Annotated in this window: 11 protein-coding genes and 1 rRNA gene; 7 read left to right on the top strand and 5 right to left on the bottom strand. The window is 38.4% G+C overall.

What is annotated here, in order from left to right:
- Positions 1-169 precede the first annotated feature (169 nt).
- From rrf to BMW42_RS09575, 5 genes are all read left to right on the top strand, one after another.
- A 5S ribosomal RNA gene (rrf, locus tag BMW42_RS09600) occupies positions 170-284 on the top strand.
- A 232-nt stretch (positions 285-516) separates the two neighbouring features.
- Positions 517-1,767 (top strand): esterase-like activity of phytase family protein, encoded by a 1,251-nt coding sequence (locus tag BMW42_RS09595; RefSeq protein ID WP_092767407.1) that lies wholly within the window; start codon positions 517-519, stop codon positions 1,765-1,767.
- 372 nt (positions 1,768-2,139) lie between these two features.
- A complete protein-coding gene (locus BMW42_RS09585; RefSeq protein ID WP_092767403.1) occupies positions 2,140-3,489 on the top strand; it encodes an aromatic acid/H+ symport family MFS transporter in 1,350 nt (449 codons plus the stop codon).
- A 65-nt stretch (positions 3,490-3,554) separates the two neighbouring features.
- Entirely contained in the window at positions 3,555-4,187 is a 633-nt protein-coding gene (locus BMW42_RS09580; RefSeq protein ID WP_213032612.1) for a hypothetical protein, read from the top strand.
- Positions 4,188-4,217: 30 nt separating this feature from the next.
- Positions 4,218-4,529 (top strand): ankyrin repeat domain-containing protein, encoded by a 312-nt coding sequence (locus BMW42_RS09575; protein WP_092767432.1) that lies wholly within the window; start codon positions 4,218-4,220, stop codon positions 4,527-4,529.
- A gap of 41 nt (positions 4,530-4,570) precedes the next feature.
- On the opposite strand, the gene BMW42_RS09570 is transcribed toward BMW42_RS09575, so the two are convergent.
- The 3 genes from BMW42_RS09570 to BMW42_RS09565 form a co-directional block, all read right to left on the bottom strand.
- Positions 4,571-5,113 carry a type 1 glutamine amidotransferase domain-containing protein gene (locus tag BMW42_RS09570; protein ID WP_092767401.1) on the bottom strand — a complete coding sequence of 181 codons (543 nt, stop codon included), beginning with the start codon at positions 5,111-5,113 and terminating at the stop codon, positions 4,571-4,573.
- A gap of 334 nt (positions 5,114-5,447) precedes the next feature.
- Entirely contained in the window at positions 5,448-5,582 is a 135-nt protein-coding gene (locus BMW42_RS14935) for a hypothetical protein (protein ID WP_265734072.1), read from the bottom strand.
- Positions 5,583-5,602: 20 nt separating this feature from the next.
- Positions 5,603-6,628, bottom strand: coding sequence for an alpha/beta hydrolase (locus BMW42_RS09565; protein ID WP_228143114.1), 1,026 nt, complete (start codon positions 6,626-6,628; stop codon positions 5,603-5,605).
- A gap of 326 nt (positions 6,629-6,954) precedes the next feature.
- Here BMW42_RS09565 and BMW42_RS09560 point away from each other — a divergent pair, with 326 nt between their 5' ends.
- Positions 6,955-9,351: a YgiQ family radical SAM protein gene (locus BMW42_RS09560; protein ID WP_035268131.1), complete on the top strand. Its 2,397-nt coding sequence runs from the start codon at positions 6,955-6,957 to the stop codon at positions 9,349-9,351.
- 428 nt (positions 9,352-9,779) lie between these two features.
- Positions 9,780-10,325: a DUF2726 domain-containing protein gene (locus tag BMW42_RS09555; protein WP_092767397.1), complete on the top strand. Its 546-nt coding sequence runs from the start codon at positions 9,780-9,782 to the stop codon at positions 10,323-10,325.
- Positions 10,326-10,368: 43 nt separating this feature from the next.
- Here BMW42_RS09555 and BMW42_RS09550 read toward each other — a convergent pair whose 3' ends face one another.
- Both BMW42_RS09550 and dinB read right to left on the bottom strand, forming a co-directional pair.
- Entirely contained in the window at positions 10,369-10,722 is a 354-nt protein-coding gene (locus BMW42_RS09550) for a RidA family protein (RefSeq protein WP_092767395.1), read from the bottom strand.
- A 364-nt stretch (positions 10,723-11,086) separates the two neighbouring features.
- Positions 11,087-12,148 (bottom strand): DNA polymerase IV, encoded by a 1,062-nt coding sequence (dinB, locus tag BMW42_RS09545; RefSeq protein WP_092767393.1) that lies wholly within the window; start codon positions 12,146-12,148, stop codon positions 11,087-11,089.
- Positions 12,149-12,177: the final 29 nt, after the last annotated feature.

Below are 12,177 nucleotides of genomic sequence, written 5' to 3'. Positions count from 1 at the left end.
ACAGTTGGTGTTGTGGTTCAAATCATGACAAATAACTTGATTTAGTTAGATAAAACGCTAAACTGCACAAACTAAAGCAACTCAAATAGCTGTTAATAACTTCTTTGACCAAGCAAAGGCACGCAAACAATACATGCGAATAAGACCCAAGCAAAGTCACAACAGTTGTGCTGGCGACAATAGCAAGAGTGAACCACCTGATCCCTTCCCGAACTCAGAAGTGAAACCTCTTAGCGCTGATGGTAGTGTGGGGTTACCCATGTGAGAGTAAGTCATCGCCAGCTCATTATTCTAAACACCCCCTTCAATACAAGGGGGTGTTTTTTTATATAGTAAAGAATGAAATAAAGATATAAAAATAAAGGGAAATGTATTTTAGAACTCACTGATAAAGATTTTTATATAGTGAGGAACTAATAATAAAAGCCTTCATCAAATCTTCATTGATCTGTCAGAGGAATGACACCATCATGCCGTTTAATCATGAGTCCTTAATTAAGTGATACATATGGATTTATGAACAAGACACTTTTAAGCACAGTACTATTGTCATTTTTAGCCCTTAGCGGTTGTAATGATTCTGATGATAAGATCACCTCAGATCAACAAAATCAGATAAAGGAACCCACACTTGCTTCATTTGCAAAGCTTGATGTGGCTACCTATGCCGATGGACCAGATTCAGGACTTTATGTGAAAGGTGCAAACGGTATTTATCCGCCATTTAAAGGTCAGCCAGTTCAAGGATTTTCTGGGGCATTAAAAAATGCTGATGAAACGTATCTTGTAATGTCTGATAATGGATTTGGGGCACAAGATAACTCAGCAGACTATCTATTGCGCCTTTATAATATTTCAGTAGATTTTAGAACTGCTAAGACCAACTCAAATAACGTTAAAGTACTGTCTCATATACAGCTTCGTGATCCGAATAAGTTAGTACCATTCAAAATTGTCAATGAGAGTACGCCAGAACGACTTTTAACAGGTGCTGATTTTGATCCGGAATCTATACAGCGTGATAAAAATGGCGATATTTGGATCGGAGATGAATTCGGTCCATTTTTACTGCATTTTAGTGCTGATGGTGTTTTAAAGAGTGCTCCGATTGCATTGCCTCATCCTGAAAAAGAAGGAGAAGAGCTTCGATCTCCACAAAATCAACTTCATCAAAGTGCGGCTGAAATAGAAAATGCGCTCGTGCAAAGAAGTGGTGGATTTGAAGGCATGGCTATTTCTCCAGATGGTCAATATTTATATCCAATGCTGGAAAAACCATTAAGCAAGAATGCGCAAAGACATTTATTAATTTCAAAATTTGATATTGCTAAAAAAGCATATACAAATGACCATTACTATTTTGAGCTCGACCCTAAAGCAACAGCAATTGGTGATTTCCAGTTATTTAGTCAAAATGAAGGTGTTGTGATTGAGCGTGATGATACTGAAAATAATATTGGTGGTTTTAAGAAATTAGTTCGAATACAACTGAATGAACCGAAGCAGTTGGTTAATAAGACGGACTTGGTCAATTTAATGGATATTGCGAATCCAAATTTATTATATGGTACGCCACGTGAGGGTGATATTATGACGGGTGAGCGTTTCGGTTTTCCATTCTTTACCATTGAAGATATTGTGATTGAAGGACCTGATTTAATCACAGTGTTGAATGACAATAATTTTCCAGGTTCAAGTGGGCGTAATGCAAAACTTGCTGATGATAATGAAATTATTCAGATTAAATTAGACAAAAAGTTATATTAATTGTTCGAGACCTCATGGATTTTGATCTATGAGGTTTTTTATTAAATTAAGTGAAAAATATCATAATGAAATAAGTAATTTAATAAATTCGTATTTGAGCGAGATATCATCATTACTTACCAATAAAATGATGAAAACACTGATTTTCGTAAGTCAAACAAACTTTGGTCTAATGCGATATTTAGATAAAAAGCCTAATTTTGATTGGATTTTAGACTAACGTTCAATTTTTATTAACACAGAATTATGTGAAATTTACCTCACAGACTTTAAGCACACAATTTTGATGCGTGGCTCACAACAATTAAATTCAAAGTTGGTTGGATCGTGCTTAAAGATTATTGAAATACGATCTCTCACAGGAGGTGAGGAATGTCACAGCAAGCAATGAACGTCAATAAAATTATTGACCATGCTAAATTCACACCATTTCACTTCAATGTTGTCGCTTGGTGTTTACTCATTATCCTGTTTGATGGTTATGACTTAGCAATTAATGGCGTAGTTTTACCATTATTGATGGATGAATGGGGTTTAAGTGCTGTTCAAGCAGGCATGCTCGCAAGTACTGCACTTGCAGGGATGATGTTTGGCGCAATGATTTTTGGTTCTTTAGCAGATAAGATTGGCCGTAAAAAAGTCATTATGATCTGTATTATTTTATTCAGTGGATTAACCTTTGCGGGTGGTTTTGCATCCAATCCAACTGAGTTCGGTATTTTGCGTTTCTTGGCAGGTTTAGGGATTGGTGGTGTTATGCCAAACCTTGTGGCTTTGACCTCAGAATATGCACCTCAAAAAATGCGTAGCACCTTGGTAACTACTATGTTTAGTGGTTATGCGGTAGGTGGTGTGATGGCTGCATTATTAGGTTCATGGTTTACACCAAGTTTTGGTTGGGAAATCATGTTCTTTATCGCAGGTATTCCATTACTTTTACTTCCAATTATTTGGAAATTCTTACCTGAGTCTTTAACTTTCATCGTAAAAGAAAATCGTCAGGAAGAAGCTCGTCAAATTGTGGCGAAGATTGAACCTAAAGTAAAAGTTGAGAAAGATACAACTTTCGAGCTTGATCAAGTAGATGAGCCTGAATCGGCAACTGTTGTCAGCTTGTTCCGTCGCGGTCGCGCTGTAAATACATTGTTGTTCTGGGTTGCATTCTTTACATGCTTATTAACCATGTACGCACTCAGCAGCTGGTTACCGAAATTGATGATGGCTGCGGGCTACTCAATGGATAATAGCTTAATGTTCATGATGGTCATGAATGTTGGTGCGGTAGTGGGGATCGTTGGCGGTGGTATCTTGGCAGACCGTTACCATTTAAAACCTGTATTGATGTTCTTGGGTTTAATGGGTGCGATTGTGATGAGCTTAATGGGCTTCCAGTCGAATATGCTGTTACTTTACATCTTGGTGTTCTTGGCAGGTGCTGCATCGATTGGTTCACAGATGTTGTTATACAGCTACGTAGCTCAGTACTATCCATTGGCAGTTCGTTCAACAGGGATTGGCTGGTCATCTGCGATTGGTCGTATGGGAGCAATTGTTGGTCCAATCTTGATTGGTGGCTTATTAGGGATGAACTTACCAGCGCATTTTAACTTTATGGCAGTAGGTTTACCTGTGTTGATTACCGCAATTGCAGTGGCTCTGATTATGAATGAAAGTGAATCTGAAAAGATTGGTTCAAGTCAGCCAAGTATTGCCAAAGCTTAAATAATTGAATGATTTAAAAGCCTCCGTAAGGGGGCTTTTTTATTAAAGTAGCAGGAGCTAATATAATGATAATATTTAAAATTATTATCATTGATATGGAAAAAGATTGGATAGATTATGTTGTGGCTTTAAGTAATACATTAACACCTTTGCTAGTTTTAGCATTAACTGGCGTTGGATGGCATATAAAAAATAATGTCGAAAAAAATACAGATTTAGAATTAAAAAATTTAGAACGCATTAAAGAGTTAGAAGATAAATTACATGTAGATAGAATTGAAACATATAATTTATTATTAGAGCCGTTCATCATTATGTTCACAAGTGATGCTATCTTTAATTCAGATCCAAAATATAAGGGAAAGACTAAGGATCAATTAAGTATCGGAAGAATGCTGAGTGTAGACTATCGTAAAATTGCTTTTAAGCTTTCATTAGTTGCTGATGATTCGGTAATTCGTGCTTACAATGCCTTGATGCAGCATGCTTATTCTTATAACAAGATGAAAGATAATTCCCCTGAGCATGTGTTAGTCCAAACATCAGTCTGGATTTCTTTGTTATCTGAAATGTTATTGGCAATTAGAAAAAGCATGGGTAATGCTTCGACTGAATTAGATAATTGGGAAATGATAGAATGGTTTATGTCTGATTCAGCAGAAATGAAAGACTTATATTTATCTACTCAAACTAAATGAAAAAACGAATTTTTCATTATGGAACAAGACATGAAACTTAACTCATTCTCCCCAATCCCTGACGATGATAGCGAACTTCATCTTCCTGAACTCATCTATTGGGCTTCATTAGGCGAAATCACAGAAGTTGAAACAGCTTTAAATAACGGAGCTGATGTAAACCAAATTGATGATGAAGGTTATAGCGCACTTCAAGCAGCTGCAGAGAACGGGTACTTAGATGTAGTACAACTGCTAGTCGCAAAAGGTGCAAATGTAGCTTACAAAGGTCAATTTACAGCTTTAGAACTTGCTGAAATGGCAGGCGAGCAAGAAATTGTAGATTACTTAAAAAGTCTGTAAAACATGCAAAATAAAACCCCAAAAAAAGGGGTTTTAATCGTTTAAGACTGCGTCAATTCTTTATAAATGGCTTCATTAAATGCAGGAATATCATCAGGACAACGAGATGTAATGAGCGGCCAGCCGCCAGTATTACAACGATGCACCTCTTCATCGACCCATTTACCGCCTGCATTTTCTAAATCAATTTTTACTGACTTATAAGACGTCAGATTTTTATCTTTGATACGTTGCGCATCAATTAATGTCCAAGGCGCATGACAAATAGCTGCGATTGGTTTTTGATAGTCAGCAAAACTTTGAATCAATTTTTGAACCTGTGGATGAATTCGCAAGTTATCCGCATTGACCGTTCCCCCAGGAATAATCAGGATGTCATAGTCGTTTGCATTGACTTCATCAAAGCTTATGTCAGGTTGAACTTGATCTGAAGGCTCTTGATCCCCAACCACAGTCTGAACAGATTTCTTTTCTTCAGCAGCATGATAGGTTTCAATCCCTTTTGATTTTAAAAATGCTAAGGGTTTGATTAATTCATCTTTTTCAACACCAAAATTTGCAGTAATAAATAAAGCTTTTGCCATGTTCACATCCTCAATCTTTAAAATTTTGTATGCAAGCCGTTTGCACTAGGCTATTCCGTGTTGTAGGAACAGCATAAGTTGCTTGCACTTTGGAAATTACAGTCAGAGTTGTTGCGTGACACACTTTAAAACTAACAAATGGAATGCATGAAAGTGTTGTGAAAGCGAAAAAGCATGATGCATAATTGTTTTACAAGCGTGACAACGTGTAGTGTGCTTAAAAAATTCTATGTGTAAGAAAAAGAAAAGCCCATCTTCCTGATGGGCTTTTCTTCGTATCGGCTGCTTGTAGGTATAACTCCTGTCGTACCTCACGTCCTGATGCTCAAACTTATTATTGTTGTTTTTTGTTTGGGAAACTTCCTGTTTCCTGAGGGTTTAAGAATAGTGCAGTGACGTTGATATGCATAGCAGACAATAGAAGAGATGATTGTAGGAAAATGCTTACAAAACTGTCTAAGTGATTCATTTATCGCTCAATAGATCAATTTAGCGTTTTATATTTTCACGAATGAATTGATCACTGTATTTTACCAGCTGATCTAATGCAGGTTGCTCAACAGGGTAGTGCCCACCATTTTGTAAACTCATCACACGATAAGGTACTTTCAACTGTTTCAAAACAGGTTGGCTCAATTTTAAAGGAGTCCATTGATCCTGTTCAGGTTGAGTCAGTAACACAGGTGCTTGATTAAACTGAGTCAAAGGATATGGTTTTTGGTAATGCATATAGCTGTTTAAAAACTCCACGCTCATGCTATTACCTGCGGATGTCTTGTCAGCCAGCATGATGCGTAAGGCTTCAGGGTCATTGGTGAGTTTTGACATCTTTGAGACCAAGGACATGGGTAAGGTGATTTGCTTCAAAGGGGTATGTGCTACTGCTTTCATACTTGGCAAAAGAACAGGGCTTAGAGCACTAAAACGCATGGTTCCTTTTTGAATGTCTTTAAACTCTTGATCGAGAAAGGTCATTCCGATGATGCCATCGACATGTTGATTCTGCATGGCCACATGTAGGGTGAGCATTCCACCTGCTGAGAGTCCATAAAGGAAAATAGGACGATCATCTTTTTGAGCTTGTTTGTTCACAAAATCATTGACCAATTTCACCCAATGATCATAACGAATTTCTTTTTTTGAAGGGTATTGCGTCAGACCATAACCGGGTAAATCCAATGCGAAGGTTTCATACCCTTTTTGGGCAAGTGGACGCCCAAGGATTAAACTCATCTGACGACCATTTGTACCTACGCCATGTAATAAAATGACTTTGGCTGGCGCTTTAGTATTGGGATAAGCATCGACATGTACACGGTAATCATTCCAACTCCAGTAGTACTCATGTGGTTTGTTTTGGTCGTTGATACGAAACTTCAAAGGGAGTCTTTGTTGTAATTGTTGCCAAGCTGCTTGTTGCTGGTAAGACTGTGGAATTTTAGATTGAGTCCAAGCCAAATTAGAAAGTAATAAAGCCATCATAGTGGCAACAGTTGTGAGTATTATTTTGAGCACGATTAAACGCCTTTCGTTTTTTTCAAACACTATAAAAATGAAAAGCAACTTTATTTATTACCCAAATCATCAGTCGTAAAAGAATTGAGTCAATTGCTAAGCTTAAGTTGCTGAAATTAAATGCATATTATTTTTTGTTTAGATTTGGTTGTATGTTAAATGTACAAAAATAGGTCTTAGGTCATCAGTGATGAATAGAAAATTTAAGCAATTGTATTTGATCGTTTTTTAATCAAGCAAGTTGAGTTGAATTCATGGTAAAATGATCGGCTTTCATCTTTGATCTAATTTTTGATCTTCCATCTGCCAGCCGAGAATTGCTAGCCATGTCTACTGCTTATACCGCTCAGACTGCGCCAAAAGCGTTGTTTGATTACGACAAATATTGGGCGTCTTGTTTTGAACCCGCGCCTTTTTTGCCGATGTCACGCGAGGAAATGGACCAACTCGGTTGGGATAGTTGTGACTTTATTTTTGTTTGTGGTGATGCTTATATCGATCATCCATCATTTGTAACCGGTATCATTGGCCGTGTGCTTGAAGCGCAAGGTTTCCGTGTTGGTATTATTGCCCAACCAGACTGGACGAATGTTGAAGCATTCCGTGTACTTGGTAAACCAAATATTGCTTGGGGCGTATCGGCAGGTAACATGGACTCTATGATCAACCGTTATACGGCTGACCGTAAGATCCGTTCAGATGATGCTTATTCTCCAGATAACCAACCGAATAAACGTCCTGACCGTGCAGCAACAGTCTATTGTCAACGTTGTCGTGAAGCGTTCCCTGATGTTCCTGTTCTGCTAGGCGGTATCGAAGGCTCATTACGTCGTATTGCGCATTATGACTATTGGTCTGACAAAGTTCGTCGTTCTATTTTAATGGATTCAAAAGCCGATCTATTGATGTATGGTAATGGTGAACGCTCAATCATTGAAGTGATGCACCGTCTAGCCAAAGGCGAAAAAATTACAGACATTACTGATGTTCGTGGTACTGCATTTATTATTAATAAGCATAACCGTGCAGCGAAAGCCAAGTTTGTTGAGATCGCATCAAATGATGTCGATACCATAGGCCGTGTTGATCCAATCATCAATCCCTATGTGATGACCGAAGATATTGATGGCTGTGAAATTGAGAAAGACAAAGGCAACAGCTTAACGCAGTATCAGAATTTCCAAAAAGAAGTGGTCAGCAATCCGATTGTTCGTGAAGGCGACAATTTGGATGCAGATACGCAAATCGTGCAGTTACAGCCATCATCTAAGGCGATTAAACATAAATTGCCACCACGTGAATTGGCTGTGATTCGTCTACCTTCTTTTGAAGAAGTTGCCAATGATCCAGTGCTTTATGCCCATGCAAACCGTATTTTGCATCTAGAAACCAATCCAGGGAATGCGCGCGCACTCGTGCAGAAGCATGGTGAGCGTGATGTCTGGATTAATCCACCGCCAATCCCACTAACCACAGAAGAAATGGATTATGTGTTCGACTTGCCTTATGCACGTCTACCACATCCATCTTATGGCGATGCGCGTTTCCCAGCGTTTGACATGATCAAGTTCTCTGTGAACATCATGCGTGGTTGTTTCGGTGGTTGTACCTTCTGTTCGATTACGGAGCATGAAGGTCGAATTATTCAAAACCGTTCTGAAGAGTCGATCTTACGTGAAGTTGAAAAGATTCGTGATACGGCGCCGGGCTTTACAGGCATTATTTCGGACTTAGGTGGTCCGACAGCCAATATGTATCGTTTGGCATGTAAAGATCCAGAAATTGAAAAGAACTGTCGTAAGCCATCGTGCGTGTTCCCAGGTGTTTGTCAAAACTTGCATACTGATCACGCACCTCTTACGCAGTTATATCGTAAAGCTCGTGCTTTACCGGGTATTAAAAAGATTTTGATTGGTTCGGGTCTACGTTATGACCTTGCAGTTTTGAACCCTGAATATGTGAAAGAATTAGTCACGCATCATGTCGGTGGCTACTTAAAAATTGCACCTGAACATACCGAAAAAGGCCCGCTCAATAAAATGATGAAGCCGGGTATCGGGACGTATGATCGCTTTAAGCAGATGTTTGATCGTTTCAGTAAAGAAGCAGGTAAGGAACAATATCTTATTCCTTACTTTATTGCGGCGCATCCGGGTACAACCGATTACGACATGATGAACCTTGCAATTTGGTTGAAAAAGAATGGTTTCCGTGCTGACCAAGTACAAACCTTCTATCCATCACCCATGGCAACTGCGACCACCATGTACTACACCGGTAAAAATCCGCTTGCGAAAGTGGCACGTTATACTGAAGATGTCGACATTGTAAAAGGTGAAAAACGCCGCCGTTTACATAAAGCTTTCTTACGTTACCATGATCCAAATAACTGGCCTTTACTGCGTGAAGCTTTGAAAGAAATGGGTCGTCAGGACTTAATTGGTAATTCTAAGCAACATTTGATTCCGACGTATCAGCCTCAGGGCACGGATGGTCAATATCAATCTGCACGTAAGAAAAATTCAACTGTTGCAGGTGATTCACAAAAACGTACGGGTCAAACCGCTAATCGTGGTCAATCACAAGGACAAAATAATCGTCCGAAGAAAGGCCAAATCTTGACACAGCACACTGGTTTGCCACCACGTGAGACTGGAGATCGCAAAAAACCTTTTGGCGAGGGGAAACCTAAGGGTAAATCCAAACCCAAGTCTCGTGCATAAATGATAATTTCTTTTAAAAGGACGCTGCGGCGTCCTTTTTTGAACATTTTCTATACAATATTTTCGATGATGCTCATTTTATCGGAATATTGGGCTTGATTTGGGTAAGTCTCTTTTTTATTTTAAAATAATCATTTAAATTAGTAGTTTAGTGAGGTTTTGAGTTTTTCATTTCAGGTGATATTGTATTATCTTCAAATGAAATTTTCATCATTGTCCAACAATTATGTAATAGTGTGATGTGGTTCATGTTTTAAACTATAGCCAATAAGTGCAGAACATGTTTAATATAAGCTTGGTCTGAAGCGCTTTTCACTTGGACTATGCGATGTTTAACATCAGCATAATGAAACAATAATAAAAGTTGTGTTTTTTGAAGTAGTTTAAAAAAGAAATTAACGATAAGAATTCAAATAAGGATACTAGTCATGGATATCATGATCATCGCGAGTGTGATCATACTCGCTGTAGTGTTGTTCATTGCTTATAAAGGATTAAAGCATCAACAACCCTCTGATAGCATGCTCCGTCAAAGAGCAGTGTTTAGCCCCTATCAGCAAGTAACTTTCAATCGTCTTAAAGAAATCATGCCAAATGCGCATATTTTGGCACATGTCTCTTTTGACGCCTTACTGACCACAAAGTTACCGCGTACACGCCGTAAATATGAGTCAATGTTTGCTGATTTTGTGGTGATGAATAAGGATTGTAAAGTTCTTGCCATTGTCAGTTTAGAAGATAAATTTTCATTCAAACGTGGACATACTTTACAGTTTCAAAATGCATTACTTGAAACCGCGGGATACAAAGTGATCTCTTACCATGCTGTCCCAGAATATGTGCAGTTAAGACGTGATTTTTTGGATGAATACACTGAGGATATGCCAATTGAATGGGGAGATGAATCCGTGATTGAGCATAAATTAGAAAAGTATAGTGCTGGGCGATTGGCAGATATTCGCGCATTTAGCTAATCATCTTTGAAATAAAAAAGCATGCTCAGGCATGCTTTTTTTATCAAGGTTTCGCGGCAATTACCGTTAGCTCAACAAGAACATCGGGATGATACAGTTTAGCCTCTACGCATGTACGCGGTAGAGCTTGAATATCAGAAACCCATGCATCCCAAACTTCATTGAATGCTGCATAATCTTTTTCAATATCTTGTAGATAAATTGTCACAGACATGATATGGCTTTTATCTGTACCTGCTTCAGCCAATAAACGGTCAATAATGTCAAAGGTTTGTTGTGACTGTCCACGAATGTCGAGCGACGTGTCTTCTGCTAACTGACCTGCCAGATGAACGAAGTGACCAAAAATAGCGACCTCAGAAAAACGTTTTTGAACGTGTAAACGTTGAACAGACATAAAACTCATCCCTTATAGATATAAATATAGATTATGAAACGCAGTATAGGATTTAGAAAGTATAGGGGAATTGGAACTATGAATTCGGTTTAATTGCTGTATCTCTGAAAGTTTATTTTTATGGGAGGAGATCAGAAATATTTGGAGGAACAAGACATTGTACCCATTCAGATTAGAGTGCCCTGTAATATTCGGATGGATTGTCACGCCAATCACAGGACAAATGTGTTAGATATAGGTCTTCTAACAACATCTCAGCAGACACATGGGTAAATGTATTGCGCGATTAGATTACTCTAAAAAGGAAAAAAAGGCGAAAAAAATTGACTTAATTTTGTTCTTTTGCATGAAAACTAGACGAAATTTACAATCCGAATAAATTGAGTTGAGTGTCTTGTTGTTTTTCTGAAAGTTGATACACCCCAACACCAATGAGTCTAAACTGATATTCATCAGGAATATTCATTTCCATTAACAATAATTTGAGTGCCAGTTGCAAATCCTGTATGTGATTGAAAGGTTGTTTAAAGCTTTTAGAGTGTTGTAAAACTTGAAAATTTTTAAGTTTGAGTTTGACGCTGATACCTCTAGCGATCATTTCCTTGTTTTGAAGATTTTGCCAAACACGAGAAAGCAGTGAAGTCCAAAATTGATCACATTGGTTTAAAAAAAGATCTTCATCAAACGTGGTTTCTTTGGAAATTTGCTGTCTTTGGCGTTCGCTTTGAACAGGTCGCTCATCGATCCCTTGAGCATAGAGAAATAATTGTTTGCCATATTTTCCGAAATGATGAGTGAGAAAGTTTTCTTCGACCTGCTGTAAATCCCCAAGTGTTTCGAGTTGCAAAGCTTTTAATTTTTCCTGTGTGACCTTACCTACACCGGGGATTTTTTTGAGTGGAAGATCATAGATGAACTGTTGCACCTGATTGGGTTTGATCACACAAATGCCATTCGGTTTATTCCAATCAGATGCAATTTTGGCTAAAAACTTATTTGGTGCAACGCCTGCTGAGGCGGTCAATCCAGTAAGCTGAAATATTTCATCACGAATATGCATCGCAACTTCAGTAGCGCTTGGGATGTGCTGTAAATTTTCAGTGACATCCAGATATGCTTCATCCAGCGATAAGGGTTCGATGATGCTGGTATGTTTTTGAAATATCTCATGAATTTGGGCTGACACATGTTGGTATTTAGAAAAATTTGGCTCAATGACGATCACTTGTGGGCAAAGTTTTTTGGCTTGTGTCATCGACATGGCCGAACGTAAGCCATACTCACGAGCTGGGTATGATGCTGCTGCAACGACGGCTCGTGGGTGATGAGATGCAATGACCACAGGTAAGTGTTGTAATTCTGGACGCTCTCTAAGCTCCACAGAAGCGTAAAAAGCATCCATATCGATATGAATTATCTTTCGCAAAATGTTCAATCAATCATGAGATGCCTTAA

The sequence above is a fragment of the Acinetobacter sp. DSM 11652 genome (genome assembly GCF_900109815.1).
In the GTDB taxonomy this organism is placed as follows: domain Bacteria; phylum Pseudomonadota; class Gammaproteobacteria; order Pseudomonadales; family Moraxellaceae; genus Acinetobacter.
This window is presented reverse-complemented; position numbering and strand designations above follow the sequence as displayed.

Bases quoted from the DNA above. Each gene is read 5' to 3' on its own strand.
- BMW42_RS09550 (WP_092767395.1), bottom strand. From the start codon at position 10,722: ATGTCTGTTCAACGTTTACACGTTCAAAAACGTTTTTCTGAGGTCGCT.
- BMW42_RS09585 (WP_092767403.1), top strand. From the start codon at position 2,140: ATGTCACAGCAAGCAATGAACGTCAATAAAATTATTGACCATGCTAAA.
- BMW42_RS09570 (WP_092767401.1), bottom strand. From the start codon at position 5,113: ATGGCAAAAGCTTTATTTATTACTGCAAATTTTGGTGTTGAAAAAGAT.
- BMW42_RS09595 (WP_092767407.1), top strand. From the start codon at position 517: ATGAACAAGACACTTTTAAGCACAGTACTATTGTCATTTTTAGCCCTT.
- BMW42_RS14935 (WP_265734072.1), bottom strand. From the start codon at position 5,582: ATGAATCACTTAGACAGTTTTGTAAGCATTTTCCTACAATCATCTCTT.
- BMW42_RS09560 (WP_035268131.1), top strand. From the start codon at position 6,955: ATGTCTACTGCTTATACCGCTCAGACTGCGCCAAAAGCGTTGTTTGAT.
- BMW42_RS09580 (WP_213032612.1), top strand. From the start codon at position 3,555: ATGATAATATTTAAAATTATTATCATTGATATGGAAAAAGATTGGATA.
- BMW42_RS09555 (WP_092767397.1), top strand. From the start codon at position 9,780: ATGGATATCATGATCATCGCGAGTGTGATCATACTCGCTGTAGTGTTG.
- BMW42_RS09575 (WP_092767432.1), top strand. From the start codon at position 4,218: ATGAAACTTAACTCATTCTCCCCAATCCCTGACGATGATAGCGAACTT.